This is a genomic window from Henriciella sp., assembly GCF_049649345.1.
Classification (GTDB): Bacteria; Pseudomonadota; Alphaproteobacteria; order Caulobacterales; family Hyphomonadaceae; genus Henriciella.
Genome location: NZ_JBARZC010000666.1, coordinates 1 through 20,185 on the forward strand (window position 1 = coordinate 1; position 20,185 = coordinate 20,185).

At 61.3% G+C, this 20,185-nt stretch carries 13 protein-coding genes; 6 read left to right on the plus strand and 7 right to left on the minus strand.

The genetic code is table 11. The features are described from left to right. From WA989_RS18265 to WA989_RS18275, 3 genes are all read right to left on the minus strand, one after another. Positions 1 to 462 (minus strand): enoyl-CoA hydratase/isomerase family protein (locus WA989_RS18265; protein ID WP_424341898.1); only part of this gene is annotated, 462 nt, incomplete at its 3' end. Continuing rightward, a complete protein-coding gene (locus WA989_RS18270; protein WP_424341899.1) occupies positions 459 to 1,601 on the minus strand; it encodes an acyl-CoA dehydrogenase family protein in 1,143 nt (380 codons plus the stop codon). The genes WA989_RS18270 and WA989_RS18265, both read right to left, overlap by 4 nt. A gap of 34 nt (positions 1,602 to 1,635) precedes the next feature. Continuing rightward, on the minus strand, positions 1,636 to 3,132 hold the full coding sequence (locus WA989_RS18275) for a CoA-acylating methylmalonate-semialdehyde dehydrogenase (RefSeq protein ID WP_424341900.1): 1,497 nt from the start codon (positions 3,130 to 3,132) through the stop codon (positions 1,636 to 1,638). A gap of 112 nt (positions 3,133 to 3,244) precedes the next feature. Between WA989_RS18275 and WA989_RS18280 the strand changes: the two genes are divergently transcribed. Next, positions 3,245 to 4,114, plus strand: a complete 870-nt coding sequence (locus tag WA989_RS18280; RefSeq protein WP_424341901.1) for a LysR family transcriptional regulator — start codon at positions 3,245 to 3,247, stop codon at positions 4,112 to 4,114. A 3-nt stretch (positions 4,115 to 4,117) separates the two neighbouring features. On the opposite strand, the gene WA989_RS18285 is transcribed toward WA989_RS18280, so the two are convergent. The 4 genes from WA989_RS18285 to WA989_RS18300 form a co-directional block, all read right to left on the minus strand. Continuing rightward, on the minus strand, positions 4,118 to 5,068 hold the full coding sequence (locus WA989_RS18285) for an NAD(P)-dependent oxidoreductase (RefSeq protein ID WP_424341902.1): 951 nt from the start codon (positions 5,066 to 5,068) through the stop codon (positions 4,118 to 4,120). Beyond that, complete coding sequence (locus WA989_RS18290) at positions 5,061 to 5,549, minus strand: flavin reductase family protein (RefSeq protein WP_424341903.1); 489 nt, start codon at positions 5,547 to 5,549, stop codon at positions 5,061 to 5,063. The genes WA989_RS18285 and WA989_RS18290 overlap by 8 nt, the downstream gene beginning before the upstream one ends. A 110-nt stretch (positions 5,550 to 5,659) precedes the next feature. Next, a complete protein-coding gene (locus tag WA989_RS18295; protein WP_424341904.1) occupies positions 5,660 to 6,199 on the minus strand; it encodes a VOC family protein in 540 nt (179 codons plus the stop codon). Positions 6,200 to 6,213: 14 nt separating this feature from the next. Then, positions 6,214 to 6,855 (minus strand): carboxymuconolactone decarboxylase family protein, encoded by a 642-nt coding sequence (locus WA989_RS18300; protein WP_424341905.1) that lies wholly within the window; start codon positions 6,853 to 6,855, stop codon positions 6,214 to 6,216. A 231-nt stretch (positions 6,856 to 7,086) separates the two neighbouring features. Between WA989_RS18300 and WA989_RS18305 the strand changes: the two genes are divergently transcribed. From WA989_RS18305 to WA989_RS18325, 5 genes are all read left to right on the plus strand, one after another. After that, positions 7,087 to 9,927, plus strand: coding sequence for a phosphoenolpyruvate carboxylase (locus tag WA989_RS18305; RefSeq protein WP_424341906.1), 2,841 nt, complete (start codon positions 7,087 to 7,089; stop codon positions 9,925 to 9,927). Positions 9,928 to 10,116: 189 nt separating this feature from the next. Then, positions 10,117 to 11,622 carry a PfaD family polyunsaturated fatty acid/polyketide biosynthesis protein gene (locus WA989_RS18310; RefSeq protein ID WP_424341907.1) on the plus strand — a complete coding sequence of 502 codons (1,506 nt, stop codon included), beginning with the start codon at positions 10,117 to 10,119 and terminating at the stop codon, positions 11,620 to 11,622. Positions 11,623 to 11,649: 27 nt separating this feature from the next. After that, entirely contained in the window at positions 11,650 to 15,618 is a 3,969-nt protein-coding gene (locus WA989_RS18315; protein ID WP_424341908.1) for a beta-ketoacyl synthase N-terminal-like domain-containing protein, read from the plus strand. A 107-nt stretch (positions 15,619 to 15,725) separates the two neighbouring features. Beyond that, on the plus strand, positions 15,726 to 17,117 hold the full coding sequence (locus WA989_RS18320; RefSeq protein WP_424341909.1) for an SDR family NAD(P)-dependent oxidoreductase: 1,392 nt from the start codon (positions 15,726 to 15,728) through the stop codon (positions 17,115 to 17,117). Further along, a partial coding sequence (locus tag WA989_RS18325) for a beta-ketoacyl synthase N-terminal-like domain-containing protein (protein ID WP_424341910.1) occupies positions 17,110 to 20,185 on the plus strand: 3,076 nt, incomplete at its 3' end. The genes WA989_RS18320 and WA989_RS18325, both read left to right, overlap by 8 nt.

Genomic DNA, 20,185 nt, shown 5'->3' on the forward strand with positions numbered 1-20,185 from the left:
CGGCAGGAACCAGCCGCCGCCGACATCCGGGAACAGGCCAATGCCGCTTTCCGGCATGGCGAAGAGAGTGTTGGGTGTAGCGACGCGGTATGTGCCATGCACCGAAATGCCGACGCCGCCGCCCATCGTCACGCCGTCCTGGATCGCGACATAGGGTTTTGGATATTCCTTGATCAGCGTGTTGAGCCGGTACTCGGAGGCGAAAAAATCACGCGCTTCCTGCCCATCCGCCTTGCCGGACTCCTGCAGCATACGGATATCGCCGCCCGCGCAAAAACCACGCGTACCGTCGGCATGATCGACGACAATCAGTTCGATTTGCGGGTCATCGCGCCAGTTGACCAGCGCGTCCGTCATCAGATCGCACATGTCCTGATTGAGCGCATGCAGCGCCTTCGGCCGGTTGAGTGTGATCCGCCCTGCCCGGCCCTGTTTGCGCGCGATAATACTCGGTTCGCTCATACCTGACCCTTCATCATTTCGCGCGCGACGATCACGCGCATGATTTCATTCGTGCCTTCGAGGATCTGGTGGACGCGGAGGTCGCGTACGATCCGCTCGACTTCATAGTCGCCGAGATAGCCATAGCCGCCATGCAGCTGCAGCGCGTCATTGGCGACCTTGGAAGCGGTATCCGTGACGAAACGTTTGGCCATGGCGCAGAACTTTGTCTTATCCGGCGCGCCCGCGTCGACCTTGCGGGCCGCATCGTAGAGAAGCGAGCGGGCCGCAGCCAGTTCGGTCTCCATGTCGGCGAGCTTGAACTGCGTCGCCTGAAAATCGATGATGGCGCGGCCAAACTGCTTGCGCTCCTGCACATAGGCAAAGGACCTGTCGAGGGCGTCCTGCGCGCCGCCAAGGGCACAGGCCGCAATATTCAGCCGCCCGCCATCAAGACCCGCCATGGCGAATTTGAAGCCATTGCCTTCGTCGCCAACGCGGTTCGTCGCCGGGATGCGGCAATCGTCAAAATTCACCATCGCCGTCGGCTGCGCGCGCCAGCCCATCTTGTCTTCGTGCTTGCCGAAGGAGAGGCCGGGCGCGTCCTTGTCGACCACGAAGGTCGAGACGCCTTTCGCGCCCCCATCGGCCGTGCGTGCCATGACGACATAGATATCCGAAAACCCTGCGCCCGAAATGAAGACTTTCGCGCCGTTCAGCACATATTCGTCACCGTCCAGCTTCGCAGTCGTCTTGAGGCTCGCTGCATCAGACCCCGCGCCCGGTTCGGTCAGGCAGTAGGAGGCAATGAGCTCTGTGGCCGTGAGGCGCGGCACATATTTCGCTCGCAGCTGATCATGGCTGAAGCTGTCGATCATCCAGGTCGCCATATTGTGGATGGACAGGAAAGCCGCATGGCTGATGTCGCCGCGCGAGAGCTGTTCAAAGATCAGCGCTGCATCGAGCCGGCCGAGCCCCGATCCTCCATGTTCCTCCTGCGTATAAATCCCGCCAAAACCAAGCTCGCCCAGCGCGACAAGCTTGGAGCGGTCCATGTGCCCGGCCTTGTCCCATTCGGCGGCATGCGGGCGCAGCTCACCCATGGCAAAACTCTTCGCCACGTCGGAAATCATCGTCTGTTCTTCGGTCAGAAGCGTCATGGGGCTATCCCTTCAGTCCTAGCTGAAATCAGACTTATTGCATTGTCGGGATGATGAAAGCCTGATCGCCGATATCGCCTTCCGGCCAGCGTTGGGTGACGGTCTTGATCTTGGTCCAGAACTTCACGCCTTCCGGGCCGTGCTGGTTGGTGTCGCCAAAGGCCGACCGCTTCCAGCCGCCGAAGGTATGATAGCTGACCGGCACCGGGATTGGCACATTGATGCCGACCATGCCGACATTGACCTGCGCGGCAAACTCGCGCGCGGCGCGGCCATTCGAGGTGAAGATCGCAACACCATTGCCGTACTGGTGATTGGACGGCAGCGCGGCGGCCTCTTCCAGCGTTTCGGCGCGGACAACCTGCAGCACCGGGCCGAAGATCTCTTCCTTGTAGGTCGTCATTTCAGGCTTCACATGGTCGAACAGGGTCGGCCCCACGAAGAAGCCGTTCTCATAGCCCTGTAGCGTATGATTGCGGCCATCGAGCTTAAGCTCAGCGCCTTCCTCAGCGCCCATGCGGATATAGTCCTCGACCTTCGCCTTGTGGGCGGCTGAGACGACCGGCCCGTAATGGGCATCCCTGTCCGTCGAGATACCGACCTTCAGATTGCTCGCAGCATCCAGCATTCGCTCTACAAACTCGTCGCCAGTCTTCTTGCCGACGGTCACGGCCACAGGCAGCGCCATGCAGCGCTCGCCAGCCGAGCCATAGGCAGCGCCGACGATATCTTTCACAGCCTGGTCGAGGTTCGCGTCCGGCATGATGATGCCATGGTTCTTCGCCCCGCCCATGGCCTGCACGCGCTTTCCGTGCGCCGTGCCGGTTGCGTAGACATATTGGGCAATGTCGGACGAGCCGACAAAGCTGACGGCTTTGATATCGGGATGTTTCAGGATCGCATCGACGGACGTCTTGTCGCCATGTACGACGTTGAGCACGCCTTCCGGCGCGCCAGCTTCGAGAAACAGCTCAGCCAGACGAACCGGAACGGACGGGTCCTTCTCCGACGGCTTCAGGACGAATGTATTTCCGCAGGCGATCGCGACGGCAAACATCCAGCACGGGATCATGGCCGGAAAGTTGAATGGTGTGATACCGGCGACCACACCCAGCGGCTGGCGCATGGAATAGACGTCGATGCCAGGGCCGGCGCCCTCGGTATATTCGCCCTTCTGCAGGTGCGGGATGCCGCAAGCAAACTCGACCACATCGATGCCGCGCTGAACGTCGCCCTTGGAGTCCGCGACCACCTTGCCGTGTTCGGACGAGAGCAACTCGGCCAGCTCGTCTATGTTCTGCTCGAGCAGGTCCTTGAACCTGAACAGGATGCGCGCCCGGCGCTGCGGGTTGGTCGCGGCCCATTCAGGGAGTGCGCCCTTCGCGGCCTCAACCGCCTTGTCGACTTCAGCATCGCTCGCGAGCGCGACCTTGGCCTGAATATCGCCTGTGTTCGGATTGTAGATGTCGCCAAACCGGCCGGAGGATCCTTCGACAGCCTCGCCTGCGATAAAGTGATGAACGTGCCGCATCTCTTGTTTCTCCCTGAAACTTCGTTGCTCCCCACATAGGGCCTGTGCATTTGCTGGTAAACATGGATGAATGCAGTTTATATCTGCAATTTTGCAGGATACTGACCGCATCATGAACTGGGATGATCTTAAACTCTTTCTCGACGTAAGCCGCAGGCCGAAGCTCGAAGAGGCAGCGGCACAGACCCATCTTGATGCGACAACGATTAGCCGCCGGATCAAACGGCTCGAACACGAGCTTGGCGTGACGCTGTTTGAGCGGACACGGCGCGGCCATGTCCTCACAGTCGCCGGAGAAAAACTTGTTGCCCGTGTCGAGGCAATGGAATCGGCTTCGCTGGACATCCTGGCCGAACGCACCAGCGAGCAGCGCGCCGAAGGCCGCATCCGGCTGGGCGTGACGGAAGGCCTTGGCTCAGCACTGATCGCGCCCGCGCTTGGCGATTTCAAGCAACGGCATCCAAAGATCGACATAGATCTCATTGCACTCTCAGGCTTTGTCAGCGTCCCGAAACGCCAGGCCGACATGTCGATCCTGCTGGCACGTCCGTCATCGGGGCGCCTAAAAGTGCGCAAGCTTTCGGATTATTCGTTGCACCTGTATGGAACGGCTGCCTATCTCGACACGCAGCCGGACATCCGCTCGCGCGACGACCTCCAGCACCATACCCTTGTGGGCTATGTCGATGATCTCATCTATTCCGCGCAACTTCACTATTTCGACGAGCTATTGCCGGGCCTTTCACCCAATCTCTGCAGCCCGAGCATCATTGCGCAGTTTGAAATGGTCAGTGCGGGGGCCGGCGTGGGCATCCTTCCCGCCTTCATGGCAAAGCGAAATCCGGACCTCGTGCAACTCTTGCCCAGTGACATAAATGTGCAGCGTGCTTTCTGGCTTGCGATCCATGAAGATGTCGCAGGCCTCACCCGCAACCGGCTTTTGTCGGACTTTCTGGTGCGCCTTCTGAACGCCCTGCCCTGAGCCTCAATACCCTCTGTCAGGATCGAGCGATGGCGGCAGATTACCAGTCTCAAGAAAGTCTTCCAGAAGCTCACAAAACCGGTTTACCGCGTCATCCGGCAATGTGAGACCCGCAACGTGCGGCGTGACGGTGACCTGTGGGTGCGCCCACCGCCAGTCATCGTGCGGCAATGGCTCCTCCTCGAAGACGTCGAGAACGGCCCGGCTGACTTTCCCTTCTTCGAGGGCACGCCTCAGAGCCTTTGTATCGAGCGTCGATCCGCGCCCTATGTTGATGAGGAGCGTGCCGGAAAGGCCGCTTAACAATTCATCTGATACGAGCCCCTCAGTCGCCGCCGTTGATGGCAGTGCAAGGATCACGACGTCCATGCCGGAGAGGCCGTCTGCATTCTTGAGTGTCCTGACCTTGCCGAGACCTGCCACAGCCTTGCCGGACCGGGAGTAGCCCGCAACCTCGGCGCCAAGCGCCGCAAATGCCCGGCCGATCGCTGCGCCAATGTCGCCTGTCCCAATGATCGCGACCTTGCTGCCGAACAGGAAACGCGGTGCCGCCTCCCCTTTTCCCCAGATCCGAGCGGCCTGCAACTCGTCGCGAAGCGCCTTGCGCTGCAGGAAGCCCAGCGCATAGGCGAGACAGTATTCGGCTATCTGCTCGCCCATCCGCCCCGTAGTCCGCGTGATGACGGGTGGCTCTGAGGTTTCAGTGAGCCCGGCGCAGATCGCATCGACGCCGGCGCCCGTCGAATGGACCCAGTGATATTGATCGAGTTTCTCGTCGGCTGGCGGGCGGAAGCTGATCAGCACACGAAATGGCGCAGCGCCTGGCAATGGCTCGCGGCTCACCCGGACACGCGGGAAGCGCGAGGTCAGAGCCGCTTCGATCACGTCGGCATGCTTGTCGAGAATCCGGACGGCAATGTCTTCCTGGCGCACTGGGCGCTCGAGCTTAGTCATAGGCCTGGATGCGATGATAGGCGCGGCCATGATAGATCAGACAATTCGCCGTATCGCTGACGCAGATGCTCTCGGCCTTGCAGAAGAAGACAGAATGCGTGCCGTATTCGATGACCTTGTCGACAGTACAGTCGAAGCTCGCAGCGGTCTCTTCCAGAAGCGGATTGCCAAGGTGGCTCGTGCTCCATTCGCCCGTCTCAAATCGGGTTTCCGGCTTCGTCGCGCCCGACGCGAAGACGTGGCTGATATCCTGCTGTTCGCTGGACAGCACGTTGACCGACAGCTTGGCGTTCGTCTTCACGATCGAATTGGCGCCGGACGCACGATTGATGCAGGCGATCAGCGAAGGGGGCTCATCAGAGACGCTGGTAACCGCTGACACCGTAATACCATAGCGTCCGGCCGGGCCGTCGGTTGCGATCACGCAGACCGCTGAGCCGAGCTGCGCCATGGCCGCGCGGAAGATGGCTTGGTCTTTCATGCCGGGGCCAGCGTCCTTTCGGCCGTTACTGCTCTGCCTATAGAATTGGCATGTTTGCTTCAGGCTTCAACGCCGCCCCTGATGTTTTGAGCCTGTCTTCGCCAATTGCCTCAGCCTGCAGACGCCTTTGACGGCGCCTTGTGCACCTCCATACTGGCCGGCGGTTTCGAGAAATTGGGCTTGGCGGTCTCGAGTTCAGCGAGCGCCGTCTGCCGGTCTTTCTCGGAAAAGCTGCCGGTGGTCAGGCAGAATTCGACAAGGTTGTCATTCGGGTCCTTGGTATAGATCGAATGGCACCAGTTATGATCGACTTCCATGACATCGAGACCCGCATCCAGCCATTGCTGTCGGCGCCGGTCGAGATCGGCCTTGTCTTTCACGTCAAAGGAGATGTGATTGATGTGGTCCGGCAGGCCAGCCGCTTTTGAGATATTCGGCTCGAAACCGTCACTGCCTGGAATGTCATGCATGTCCCAGAAGGCGATGAACTTGCTGTCGTCTTCCATGCGGTAGAAGAAATGCTTGGCCCAGCCGCCGCCCGGCGAAGGGCCAACCTCGACCTTCATAAGCTCGAAGCCGAGAATGCCTTCGTAAAAGGCGTGGATTTTCCTGATGTCTTTCGCGGCCAAAGCCAGATGGTGATATCCCATTGCCTTACCCTCTCCTATTCTGATTTCTCGTCGACCATTCCCATCACATCGTCATCGGAGCCTGCGGGAGCGGCAATCTCGACGACACGCTCATCGATATCATCATATTCAAGCTTCAGCGCCCGGCTCATTGTGGCATGCATATCGTACGTCGCCGTCACATAAGTCAGCTCAAGGATTTCTTCGTCCGAAAGTTCGGCCTTGAGCGCGTCAAAGACGCCATCCGGCACGCGGCCGCCCTGAAGGACGAGGCAGTCTGTGTAGGCAAGAACGGCCCGCTCGATCTTCGAATAACAATCAGCCACGGTCCAGTGCGGGATCGCCTCGATCTGGTCTTCGCTGAGGCCGACATCGCGTGACGCCTTGCAGTGCTGGGAGAAGACGAACTGGGAGCCACGCGCCCACCCCGCCCTGATCTGCCCAAGCTCGCGCAATTTGGGATCGATCGTGCGGTTTTCAGACCGGTAGAACTGAAACCCTTCCGTCGTGTGCTTGAAGGCGTCAGGCACGAGCGCAAATACGGTCCACCAATTGCCGGGCGTGCCCGTGGCCGTTCCCGGCTGATCGACAGGATCGCGATCGCCGAACAGCACATTGTAAAGCTTCCGGGCGAACGGATCTGCATCCTGTTTCCGCACCTGTCTCAATCTTGGCATCTGCGTTTCTCCCTGTAGCGGCGCCTCTGACGGGCGTTCATGAAACCAGTAAGCCACAGATCGCAGTACCCCGCCATGCTGACCAGAGGTCAATCTGGAGATCATGCGCCTGCTTCATGGTCAGACCGATCGTCCAGGTCCAAACTCCTTGGCGACGGCGCTTGACGCATGGTCACCTAACACGGCAGAGCAGGCTCGGCGCCGGCTTTTCCGGCCCCAATAGGAGATACCATGGCTGGCAGCTCAAACAGCGAAGACCTTGCAACGACCATCAAGCTCGATGCTGTCAGAGACAGGCTTCGGGACTATGCCGCACACATTGGCACTGATCCGCTGACCAATTCGGTCTTCTCATTCGCCCGGTCGCTCTTTCAGGATCTCGACTGCGGCAAGCGCCAGCTTGATGACGTGGCGCCGCTTATTGATCAGATCCATTTCGAGCTCCTGGTCGACCGCGCCGATACGTTCAGAGACCAGCACGAAGGCGTCGGCGGCAAGTCGACATGGGACACCGTCTCAAATCGGCTGGACCAGGCTGCCGGGCAAGGGGCTGAGGCGTTTCGCCAGGCCGCCTGCCGCGGCCATGGCGGGATCGTGTTTACTGCGCACCCGACCTTCGCCCTGTCGCGGTCACTCCGCGAGAATTTCGCGAAGTTTGTGACGGCCGACAGCAAGGAGACGCGTGAAGCGCTCCGGTCTGCCGCCTATGCCCCGCAAGCCGACTGGCCAGACCAGATAACGCTGATCAGCGAGCATGAGGAAACACAAGCTGCGATCGCAAATGCGCGGGATGCGGCGCGATCCTATGCGCGCCTGATTGTGGCGACGGCTCGCAAGCACTTTCCCGAGCAATGGAAGCAATTCGACCCTGTGCTGCCGACGATTGCGAGCTGGGTCGGCTATGACCTTGATGGCCGCACGGATATTCACTGGTCGCAATCCATCGCCCTCCGCCTCCGCGAAAAGGCCGTTCAGCTCGGCTATTATGCCGGCCGGCTTCGCGATCTGAAGGAGGCCGCCCCGCTCGAGGCGCTCGCGGCCCGGCTAGAGGCGGCTGAGAAACACACTGCCGAGGCTGCAAGCCTGTTCGAGGGCGACCTGTTCGATCCGGCGACGCTGATCAAGGCGGCGAATTTCCTGACCGCTGATAGCGCGGACAAGCTGACTGACAGTGCTGACATTATCCGTCCAATCGAAACACTGATCGAGGACGCCGGCACGCCGGATGATCTCGCCGCCGAGCTACTTGTCCTGAAATCAGAGGTCGAGACCCTGCAGCTGGGCACGGCCCGCATACATCTGCGGGTCAATGCAGCTCAGGTCCGCACCGTCCTGTCGCGCGACCTCGATCTTGAGACCGAAGACAGCGATTTCGGACGCGTCGCGCTTCGCCGGCTGGCAAAAATGGCGACCGGGGACGACACCCGCCCAGTCAATTTCGCAGACCTGTTTATTGAGCAATCGACAGCGCGCCGTCAGTTCATGATGTGCGCGCAGATCCTCAAGCATATCGACGCGAAGTCTCCCATCCGCTTCCTGATCGCCGAGAGTGAGAACCCGGCGACCGTCATGGGCGCGCTGCATCTCGCCCGCCAGTATGGCGTCGATCATGCGCTCGACATCTCGCCGCTTTTCGAGACCCCGGAAGCGCTGGAGACGGGCGGACGGTTTGTCGAACGTCTTTTAGAGGAGCCTGCGTTCATCGATTATGTGAAGCAGCGCGGCTATCTCTCGATCCAGCTCGGCTTTTCCGACTCGGGCCGCTTCATCGGCCAGGTGGCGGGCAATATGGCGATCGAGCGGATCCATAATCTGATCGGCCAGGCACTCGGCGACAAACTGCCGGGCGTCGGGCTTCTCTTTTTCAACACGCATGGCGAGTCGATGGGGCGCGGGGCCTATCCGGGCACGTTCGAGCAGCGGTTCGATCACCTTCTGACGCGCTGGACACGGGCCGGCCTCGTCAGGCGTGGCATCCATCCGCTTCACGAGGTCAGTTTCCAGGGCGGAGACGGCTTTCTCCACTTCGGTACGCGTGAGCTCTCTGAAGCCACCTATGCCGCCTTTTGCGAACACATTCTCTCAGATATCGACGACGCGGAGAACGATCCGTTCTACCAGCGCACCGACTTCGTCTGGGACGCCTACCGGTCGCTGCGAAACTGGCATGAGACGTTGTTTGGCAATCCTGACTATGCGCGCCTCCTCGGCGGCTTTGCGACAGGGTTTCTGGTCAAGGCCGGGTCGCGGCCGGTCAAGCGCGCAGGCGGTGTGATCGCCGGTCCATCGGCAATCCGCGCAATCTCTCACAATGCGCTGTTGCAGCAACTCGGGGTTCCCCTCAATTCCGCCTGCGGCATCGGGTCATCGATCCAGCGGGAAACCGAGCGTCTGAAAGACCTGATTGACCAGTCGAGCCGCATGCGTTCGCTGATCATGCTAGCGACCTCGGCCAGAATGCTGACCAGCCTGCCCAGCCTTCGCGGCTATGCGAATGTATACGACCCGGAAGTCTGGCTCGCGATCGCAAAACATGGCCATGCCTGTAATGAGACAGCGCTCAGGCGGGTGGCCAATACGGTCAGCTCGTATGAGACCAATTCGAGCCTCAAGAAAATCGCCAATATCCTTGCCGTCGACCTCATACAGTTCGACGAGCTTCTGGCGGCGCTCGAAGATTCCCCGTCAGTGGAAGCGCGCCATGAAGCGCGGCTCGAGATTCATGCCCTTCATGGTCTGCGCCAGGCCCTGATGATGTATGCGCTGAGCCTGGTGGGCCGGCTGCGCAACTTCTCAGCACGCCATGACACGAGTGTGGAGGAGTTGATCGGCCTTGTCCTGAACCTTCAGATCGATGAGGCCGTTGAGCGGCTCAATATCATCTATCCCGCCTCTCGCGATGATACCGAACTGGTATCGGGTGTTGAAGAGCCTGGTTTCGAAGCGACATCGCCTGATGAGACCGGCTATGACTCTCTGCACCGGCAGATTATCGACCCCCTACGCCTCACAGGCGAACTCATCCGGCGGATATCTCTTGCAAATTGTCATGCCTTTGGCGCCTGGGGCTGACGGGTTACACACACCAGTCGCCTGAACGGGCCACGACCATTCTGTTGCAGTAGCAACAGTGCCGCGCTTTTGATCAAATGTTTGCAAAATTTGCGGTCTTTGACTTTTTGCGCTTCACTCAGCGCAGTTGCTGGATTGATGCTGATGACGATTCAAGCTTTAGTCCACAACCAGAAGGGGAAATGATGCGTGCTAGGCTCCGGTGATTTCCAGACAACCACTCCAAACTCATCGACGATGATCGAGGGGCGTCAATCTCAGCTGGAAAAAACGGCATCAGCCGGAGCAGGCAATATCTATCCCGAATGGCTGGGCGATCATAATTTCACCCGCACACATGGCAGCCGCTTTGCCTATGTTGTTGGGGAAATGGCGCGCGGCATCGCAACCCCTCTTATGGTGATTGAGGCTGTGAAAGCCGGGCTTGTCGGCTTCTATGGAAGCGCCGGTCTGCGTCCACAGACTGTCTCTGAAGGTCTCTCTGAAATTGAAGCTGGCCTCGGCAGGCAGGCGCCTTCATGGGGCGCCAATCTCATCCATTCGCCGCAGCAGCCTGGATATGAGCGCGCGATTGTCGACCTGTTTCTCCAACGCGGCGTGGCGCGCGTCTCGGCCTCGGCCTTCATGGCGCTGTCGCCGGAAATCGTGCGCTACAGCGCTGCGGGGCTCGAAAAGAGAGCGGACGGGTCGATCGAGCGGCGCACGCATGTCTTCGCCAAGGTCTCCCGAGCGGAAGTTGCGCGCCAGTTCATGGCGCCGGCGCCGGACAAGATCCTGCAAGCGCTCGTCGCCAATGGCGACCTTACGCCCGGTCAGGCTGATCTGGCCCGGCAGGTGCCTGTCGCTGGCGACATTACAGGCGAAGCCGACAGCGGTGGACACACGGACAATCGGCCCATGGGGCCGCTCTTCTCGTCGCTTGCGCAGGCCCGGAGCGAGACCGCCAAAGTCCACAGTCTGGACCCTGACCTCATCAGGATCGGTCTTGGCGGGGGGATTGGCACGCCAGGAGCAGCTGCGGCCGCCTTTCAGATGGGCGCGGCCTATATCATCACCGGCTCTGTCAATCAGTCTGCCGTCGAGTCAGGCCTGTCGCTCGAAGGCCGCAAGCTGCTTGCCGATGCCGGCCCGGCCGATATCGCGATGACACCGGCGGCTGACATGTTCGAACAAGGCGTCGAGGTTCAGGTGCTGAAGCGCGGAACGCTGTTCGCCATGCGCGGCAACAGGATGCGCGCACTCTATCAGAACCGGGCAGGCTTCGCAGACTGCACGCCGGCCGAGCAGAAATTCATCGAGACTGCCCTTGGGGAGAGTTTTGAAAGCGCGTGGGCCAAAACCCGAGCCTTCCTCGCTGACACCAATCCAAACGAACTCGCGAGGGCTGATCTCGATCCGAAAAAGCAGCTTGCTCTGGTCTTCCGGCGGTATCTCTTCTTCGGCGCCCAATGGGCCCGCGAAGGAGAGGCGTCCCGGCTCAGGGACTTCCAGATCTGGTGCGGCCCGGCCATGGGGGCGTTCAATGAGTGGGCAAAGGGGAGCCCGCTCGAACCGCTGGAAAGCCGAACCGTCAAACAGATCGCCTGGAACCTGCTGGACGGCGCAGCGCACATCACAAGGCTTCAGACACTCCGGGCCAGCGGGACGAATGTTCCGCCATCGGCTTTCGACTACAGTCCGGGTTTATTCGAATAAGGATTTCTGACGAGGGGTTAGTTCAGAATGAACGACAAAAAGGAATTTTCAGGCGACATCGCCGTCGTCGGTCTCGGGGCGATGTTCCCAGGCCGCGGCGATACGCTCGGTTTCTGGAAGGACATCGCCGAAGGTGTCGATACATTGGGCCCTGTGCCACCGACGCACTGGCTGATCGACGACTATTATGCCGCTGACCCGCGCGCAGCCGACAAGACCTATGGCCGGCGTGGTGGATTTCTGAGCCCGAAAGGGTTCGACCCGCTCCAGTTTGGCATTCCGCCGAATCAGATCGAGGCGACCGACACCGCTCAACTGCTGGCCCTGATCGTCGCGCAGCAGGCCCTCGATGAAGCCGAAGCGGCGACGAACGGCGCGATCGACCGCAAGCGTACCAGCTGCATCCTCGGTGTTGCCTCTGCGACCGAACTTGTCGGCCATATGTCGGGCCGGCTCCAGCGGCCCTCCTGGGTTAAAGGTCTGCGCGAAGCAGGCTTGTCGGAAGACCAGGTGCAGGACATCGCCGACCGGATTTCCTCCAACTTTTCAGAGTGGAAGGAGAGTACCTTCCCGGGCCTTCTCGGCAATGTCGTGGCAGGGCGCATCGCCAACCGGATGGACCTTGGCGGCTCGAACTATGTGACAGATGCGGCTTGCGCCTCATCGCTTTCGGCCTTGCACGGCGCAATCCATGAGCTGCGCGCAGGCGACAGCGACATGGTGCTGGCGGGCGGGGTCGACGCGCTGAACGACATCCTGATGTATATGTGTTTCTCCAAGACCCCTGCCCTCTCGCCGACTGAGGATTGCCGCCCCTTCTCCACCAAGGCGGACGGGACGATGCTGGGCGAAGGGATCGGCATTCTGGCGCTCCGCCGCGTCGAAGACGCTGAGCGTGATGGCAACCGCATCCATGCCCTCATCAAGGGAATTGGTGCAGGCTCTGATGGCCGCGCTACCGCAATTTATGCACCGCTTCCCGAAGGCCAGGCCCGCGCGCTGAGCCGGGCTTACGAACAAGCTGGGTACGATCCGCGAACTGTGGAACTCGTCGAAGCGCATGGGACCGGCACAAAAGCCGGCGACGCGGCAGAAATTGGCGGTCTGAAACGTGTTTTTGCGCCCGATGACATCGAGATCGATAAACCCTGGTGCGCCATCGGCTCGGTGAAATCCCAGATCGGCCATACAAAGGCCGCGGCCGGATCGGCGAGCATGATCAAGACGGTCATGGCGCTCAGCCGCAGGGCCCTGCCCCCCACGATAAAAGTCGACGAGCCGTCGCCCGCGCTCGAGAATTCTCCCTTCTATGTGAACCGCGAGCTTCGCCCATGGATACGCGGCAAGAGCCATCCGAGACGCGCCTCGGTCAGCTCTTTTGGCTTTGGCGGCTCCAATTTCCATGTGACCCTGGAAGAGTATTCCGGGCCGAACGCGGTTCACCCGGACCGGGCTTTGACCGCCGAACTTTTCATGGTGTCGGCAGACAGCCCCGCTGAGCTTGAAACAGAACTGGAGGCCATCGCCAGCCGGCTGGAGCATGAGGACGACCTAGCGATTACGGCAAGCGAAAGTCATGCGAGCTTCGACCAAGAAGCGACGTGCCGCGCGGCGATCGTCGCGACAGATGGCGAAGACTATGCAGCCAAAGCCGGCAAGCTCGCCTGGCTGCTGAGCTCGGGCCAGACAGACAGTGCCCCGCTGCCGAGAGGCTGTTCCGTCGCGCTATCCCCTGCCAGTCCGGGCAAACTCGCCTTTCTGATGCCCGGCCAAGGCAGCCAGTATGTCGGGATGGGCAAGGATCTGGCGGTCGCCTTTCCAGAGGCGCGCGCCGCATGGGATCTCGCAGCAGGCCACAAGAAGACAGGAAAGCAGAACCTGCACGCCCTCGCCTTCCCGCCTTCGGCCTTCACGCCCGAAGAGGCAATTGCCCAGACCGACGCACTGACGGCGATGGAGAACACTCAGCCCGCGCTCGCGGCGGCCACGCTTGCTGTTCTGGCCGTGCTCGACAAGGCCGGCATCAGCCCCGACACGGCAGCCGGTCACAGCTTCGGCGAAATCATGGCTCTGCATGCAGCGGGCAGCTTCACGGCTAAGGATGCGCTGACCGTCGCCAATAAGCGGGCCAGCCTGATGGCCAAGGCTGCCGCGTCAAATGAAGGCGCGATGCTTGCCACGCAAGCGGCTGCCGATGCGCTTGAACCCATCCTGAAAGACTATCCGGATGTGGTCATCGCGAACGACAATGCGCCGACGCAGACCGTCCTTTCAGGTCCGGTCGATGCCATTGAACGCCTGCGGGTGGCGCTCGAGGCCTCGGGTATCAAAGCGCGTCGTTTGCCTGTCGCGTCGGCCTTCCATTCGAAAATCGTCGCCGGCGCTGTTCAGCCTTTCCGCAAGTCACTTGAGAAAGTGGACTTCTCTAAAGCCGCCTTCCCGGTCTTCGCCAATGCCACCTCCAAGCGTTATCCGCCAGCTTATGCCAAACAGCGCGACCTGCTCGCAACGCAAATCGAAAGTGCGGTGCGGTTCCGTGAGATTATCGAGGCCATGGCCGCCGATGGCGTGACCACCTTCCTCGAAGCCGGTCCAGGCACGGTGCTGACCGCGCTGGTCAATCAAATCCTACCCGGTAAGGCCAATGCTATTGCCCTCGATGACAAGAAGGGCGATGGCCTTGCCGCCTTCCTCGCCGGTCTTGGCAAGCTCGCCGTCCTCGGTCACGAGGTCGATTTCCAGGCGCTGTTTGCCAACATGCCCGCGCCGCAAGCCCGGCCCCAGCGGTCGCGCCATGCGATCGATCTGACCGGCGCCAATTACAAAAAGCCCTATCCGCCGGAAGGCGGTGCGGAGGCTCTGCCATCGCCAAACGCCAACAAGCCGGTCCAGCCGGCCCCCATCACATCGACCAGGCCGCCCGCGCCAATCGCACCGCCGGCCGTTACTGCATCACACCCGATTCAACAGACATCCAGCCGCGTACCGTCAGGAGCCAATCCCGTGTCCAACGCCAATACCCCGCCAAATTCGTCCGCTGAACGTATTCACGCCAATCTGACGACGGCGCATTCAGACTATATGGAAGCGCTGCGTTCGGCCCATGCGCAATACCTGCAGGCATCGGCGTCAATCCTTGGCGCTGCGTCCACCGCGGCGGAGCCTGCGCCCGCCCCTCAGAGACGAGAGATTATTGCGCCTCCCGCAGAAGCCGCTCCTCAGCCGCAACCGCAACCGCCTGCGAACGGATATGGACAGGCCTACCAGGCTGAACCACCTGCCGCGCCTGCGCCGGCACAACAAGCTGCGCCCACGTCAGCGCCACAGCCGGCACCGGCGCCGGTCGCTGCCAGTGCCGTAGCTCCGGTTGCTTCCCCTCCTGCGCAAGCCGCACCTCAACCGGCAATGACAGGCGTGACCGATTTTAGCGCTGTTGTCACTGCGCTCGTCGCGGAAAAGACCGGCTATCCGAGCGACATGCTGGAACCCGACATGGACCTTGAAGGCGAGCTCGGCGTCGATTCGATCAAGCAGGTTGAGATCCTGTCGGCCCTGCGTGAGCAAATGCCGGATCTGCCAGAGATTGAACCCGAGCAGATCACAGAGCTACGCACCATCCGGAAGATTGCTGACTTCCTGTCGCCCGGTGCTGGCACAATGGCGGCGGCGCCAGCCGCGTCTGCAGCTCCGGTCCACAGCAATGGAAACGGGAATGGCAATGGTTATCACGCGCCGGCGCCTGCCGCGGTGTCGCCGGCTACACCATCTGGAGGCATGGCAGAGCTCGTGCGCAGCCTGATCGCGGAAAAGACCGGTTATCCGGCCGATATGCTCGAAGACGACATGGACCTTGAAGGCGAACTTGGCGTCGACTCGATCAAACAGGTCGAAATCCTGTCAGCCCTGCGCGATGCGATGCCGAACCTGCCGGAAGTCGAGCCTGAACAGATCGCAGAGCTTCGCTCGATCCGGAAGATCGCCGATTTTTTTGGCTAGGGGGCGCGCCAGCGCCTCAAGGTGCTGACCGCCCCGCCCGGCCGACGATTGAGACGCCGCGAGCTGCGCAAACGCTGGATCTGCGTGCGGTCAGCTATGTCGAGCAAATGCCGGTTGGGCGCGTCACACCGGGGCTACGCGAAGCGAGACTTATCGAATTTATCGGGCCCAGCAAGGATCTCAATTTTCACTTCGTTCAAGCGCTCGCCGAAGCCGGTTTTATCGTACGCGAAGTCGATCAACCGAGCGGAATGGCCGATGCCCTGATCCTCGCGCACGGCCTCGGCGGCGATACACTCGCTTCTCATGCTGGCGCCGTCACGTCGCTGGCGGCGATGGCGCGCCATTTCGAACAAAAGGGCGGGCCGCTCGTCCTGCTTCAGAACTCCGGAGGACGTTTCCAGCCGGAAGATGATCGCGCCTGGCTGTCCGGGCTCACAGGGCTCAGCCGCACGGCCCAGAAGGAATTTCCGGATGCTGTCGTTCGGACAATAGATGTCGATGTCGAGGCGTTCGGACCCCGCCCCGCCGCAGACCGCGTGCTTGAAGAATTGCTGACCGGGGGCGCGGCCCCCTGCGTCGGCCTTTCGGCGAGCGGCCGGCTCGTCCCGTTGGAAACGGACCATCACTGGTCACCGAAAGGCACCATCCGTCCGGGGCCGGACGAGACCTTTCTCGTTACAGGCGGGGCGCGCGGCGTCACCGCCGACTGCATCATCAAACTTGCCGAAGAAACCCGCGCGAACTTCGTTCTACTGGGCCGGTCCGAAGCAGCAGACTGGCCCGGCGATCTGCCCTTTGAACGCGATGAAAAACGATTGCGCGGCCTGCTGGTCCAGCGCGCCAGGGCAAGTGGAGGAGCGGTGACGCCGGCGCAGATCAATTCGCAAGCGCGGGCGCTCCTGGCTGGCGCTGAGATCCGCGAGACATTGGCGCACATCGAGACTGCAGGCGCGCGCGCGATTTATCTTGCCGCCGATGTCGGCAACGCTCACCAGCTTGCCGGCGCCATCGCGACAGCCAAGACGACCTTCGGAGAGATCAACGGCCTTGTGCATGGCGCTGGCGTTCTTGCCGACAAGCTGATCCGGGAAAAGACGGCCGAACAGGTCGCTCGCGTCTTTTCGCCCAAAGTCCTCGGGCTTCAGTCCATTCTCTCAGCTCTCGATACCAGCGCGTTGAAACATATTGTCTTTTTCTCATCGGTCGCCGCACGCTACGGAAATCCCGGCCAAGCCGATTATGCGATGGCGAATGAAATACTGAACCGCGTCGCGCATGCCCTGAAGACTGGCAATCCCGCCACCTGTGTAACCTCGATTGGATGGGGTCCCTGGGATGGCGGCATGGTCGATGATGGGCTTCGCGCCAAATTTGCGGAGATGGGCATCGAGCTCATCTCCCGCGAAGCCGGCGCGCAGACATTTGTAAATGCGGTCATGGCGGGCCCCGCCTGCCCGGTCGAACTCATTGCAGGATCGGAACTCGCAGATGGCTAAGCCGGATTTCGAGCCGATTGCCATTGTCGGGCGCGGCTGCGTGCTTCCCGGCGCGCTGACAACGGATGCGCTGTGGCAAGCCATACTCGAAGAGCGGGATCTCCTCTCGCCCCCGCCTGAAGGCAAATGGGGCGTCACACCTGAAGAACACGTGTCGATGACCTATCAGGGCGGTTTCGTCAGCGGGTTTGAAACCATCTTCAATCCTCTTGATTACGATCTCGCAGACACTGATGCGGCCGGTCTCGACCCGGTCTTTCAGTGGCTGCTGCACGCAGGGCGTGAAGCCTGGCTCGACGCAGGCGCGCCGAAGGCAAAGGCGAAAAAGGTCGGCGTCATCGCAGGCAATCTCGGCTATCCAAGCCGGGCCCTGTCGGACTTTGCCGCGGACATCTGGCTGTCAGGGCGCTCAGACATCGACCCTATCAACCGCTTAAACACTGGCGGTCCGGCAAGACTTCTCGCCCGCGCGCTCGGTGCTAAAGGGCCGGCCTTTGCGCTCGATGCGGCCTGCGCCTCCTCGCTTTACGCCATCAAGCTCGCTTGCGACCGATTGCAGGACAGATCGCTCGATGTCGTGATCGCCGCTGCGGTCAACGGCGCCGACAATCTGATCCTTCATCAGGGGTTCTCGGCGCTCAATGCCCTCAGCCCGACAGGGCGTTCGCGGCCATTTGTCGAGGGGGCAGACGGGCTGGTCCCCGCGGAAGGGGCAGCGGCGGTGGTGCTGAAACGCCTCTCGGACTGTTCGCCGGATGACATGGTCCACGGGGTCATTCGCGGTATCGGTCTGTCAAATGATGGGCGCCGCAAATCCCTCCTCGCGCCGGATGAGGGCGGCCAAGCCGAGGCCATGCAGGCGGCCTGGCGCGTTTCGGGTCTCGATCCGTCAAAAGATATCGGCCTCCTCGAAGCTCATGCGACCGGCACGCCAACCGGTGACAGCGTGGAGTTGTCAGCAACAGCAAAGCACTTCGCCGGAAACGCCGACCTGCCAATCGGATCGCTGAAGGGCAATCTCGGCCACCTCATCACGGCGGCTGGCATGGCAAGCCTGATCAAGCTGACTTATGCCGTAAATGAGGGCATCATACCGGCAACCCGCATTGACGGAGACGCCCTGTCAGCCTTCGGCAGATCCAACCTTGCGCCTGCGCAACGCGGCGCCTGGCCGAAAGACAGGCCGCGCATCGCCGCGCTCAGCAATTTCGGCTTCGGCGGAAACAATGCCCACCTGATCCTCGCCGCGGATGATGGATCCCGGCCAAAGGCCCGCAAGCAGCGCGAAGTCAAACAGCCGAAAGTCTCGATCTGCGCGACAGGTCTCTGTCTTGGTCCTGACCGCGGGGTCGCGGCCGTTCTGCAGAAACTGTCCCGGCCGCCCGGCTCGCCTCGGAGGGAGATGGCGGACGTACGGGCAAACCCGCGCGCCCTGAGAACACCGCCGACCGAGCTGGCCTCCTCGCAAGGCCAGCAGCTGGCGCTCTGGGATGCCGTCGATGAAGCCATAGAGCGACATTCGATCGCAGACCAGGCACGCGTCGGCGTCTTCACCGGCTTTGCCTGTTCACCTGAAGCATCCCGCTGGATGCTCCGGGCGCGGATAGCAGCGCGCCTTGGTCTTGGTTCGCAAACGCAAGCGGCCGACGACGCCCGCAACCAGATTGCTCCTCCGCTAAAGCCCGGCGACGTGCTTGGCGCGATGCCCAATGTTTCTGCAAACCGGCTTAATTCTCGGGGTGACTGGCGGGCCATGGGCTTCGCAGTGATGGAGGAAGAAGCGTCCGGCCTTCGCGCCCTCGAGCTCGCCATGCGGGCCTTGCAGGCAGGTGAAATCGACGCTGCGGTGGTTGCAGCAGCCGACCTTTCGGCAGACCCGGTCCATCGTGAAGCCATCGGCGAGGATGGCGGCGATGCCGCGGTTGCGCTGGTCCTGAAACGGGCCAAGGACGTCGACGATGGGGTGGTGCTCAAATCCTGGACGCTGAAAAGCGGCAAGACCGCCGAGACCATCCTCGAAACCATATACGGCCAGTCGCACGCGGCTGGTGGGCTGGCATCGCTCGCCGTTCAGTCGGAACTCGCCCGGCGCGGCTACAAGCTCGAACGCACTGGCATCGCACCGAACCTTGAACAGACGATCCAGACGATAGAGGTCAACGCAGGGACAGCACGTCTCAAGACAAAGCCATTGCCATCACCGGACCTGCTGCGCCCAAGCCCGCGTCTTGAAGTATTTGCCGCAGCCGACAAGGCTGGCCTCCTAAAAGCGATTGAGACAGGCGAACAAGCGGCCAGCGGACATCTCCGCCTGGCGATAACTGCCGAGAGCGATGACGCGCTCGCCGCCAGGCGCCAGGCTGCAATTGGCGCGCTCAAAGCCGGGCAAGCACCTCAAGGCAATGGGATTTACTTTGGCGAAGGCCCCGCGAGCGGCGAGTTGGCATTTATGTATACGGGCGCTGCCGCTGCGTATCGGGGTATGGGCCAGGGGTTGTTCGCAGCGTTTCCTGAACTGGGCAAATTGCTCACGACACGTTTCCCTGCCGCGCAGGAGGTTGGCGACCTTCTCGCAGGCAATCTTTCGTCCGCCTACGACCAGTTGCGCGCGACAACCTTGATTTCGCAGGCGCAAACGCTGTTGCTGCGCGACCTTCTCGGCGTCGCACCGAGCGTCGCGATGGGCCTCTCTTCTGGCGAAACAAACTCGCTGATCGCCTTCGGTGCATGGATAGACGCAGACGGCCTTATGGGCACGATCGGCAAGAGCGGGATGTATACAGATGATCTCGCCGGGAAATTCCTGACCGCCCGGAAAGCCTGGGTTACTGACGAAAACATTCGCTGGGAAACCTGGCGGCTTCGTGCCCCAGAAAGCGAAATCCGCGCAGCCCTGACGGACGAGCCGCGATGCGATCTGACCATCCTGTACAGCGCAACGGATGCGGTCATTGCCGGCGATGCCGAGGCGTGTCAGCGCGTCCTGAAGAAAGTGGGCGGCGCGGCCATCCGTCTGCCGCATGATCTCATCGTTCATACGCCCATGATGGACAGTTATGCGCCGACAT

Bases quoted from the DNA above. Each gene is read 5' to 3' on its own strand.
- WA989_RS18270 (WP_424341899.1), bottom strand. From the start codon at position 1,601: ATGACGCTTCTGACCGAAGAACAGACGATGATTTCCGACGTGGCGAAG.
- WA989_RS18290 (WP_424341903.1), bottom strand. From the start codon at position 5,549: ATGAAAGACCAAGCCATCTTCCGCGCGGCCATGGCGCAGCTCGGCTCA.
- WA989_RS18300 (WP_424341905.1), bottom strand. From the start codon at position 6,855: ATGCCAAGATTGAGACAGGTGCGGAAACAGGATGCAGATCCGTTCGCC.
- WA989_RS18295 (WP_424341904.1), bottom strand. From the start codon at position 6,199: ATGGGATATCACCATCTGGCTTTGGCCGCGAAAGACATCAGGAAAATC.
- WA989_RS18285 (WP_424341902.1), bottom strand. From the start codon at position 5,068: ATGACTAAGCTCGAGCGCCCAGTGCGCCAGGAAGACATTGCCGTCCGG.
- WA989_RS18275 (WP_424341900.1), bottom strand. From the start codon at position 3,132: ATGCGGCACGTTCATCACTTTATCGCAGGCGAGGCTGTCGAAGGATCC.
- WA989_RS18280 (WP_424341901.1), top strand. From the start codon at position 3,245: ATGAACTGGGATGATCTTAAACTCTTTCTCGACGTAAGCCGCAGGCCG.
- WA989_RS18305 (WP_424341906.1), top strand. From the start codon at position 7,087: ATGGCTGGCAGCTCAAACAGCGAAGACCTTGCAACGACCATCAAGCTC.
- WA989_RS18315 (WP_424341908.1), top strand. From the start codon at position 11,650: ATGAACGACAAAAAGGAATTTTCAGGCGACATCGCCGTCGTCGGTCTC.
- WA989_RS18320 (WP_424341909.1), top strand. From the start codon at position 15,726: ATGCCGGTTGGGCGCGTCACACCGGGGCTACGCGAAGCGAGACTTATC.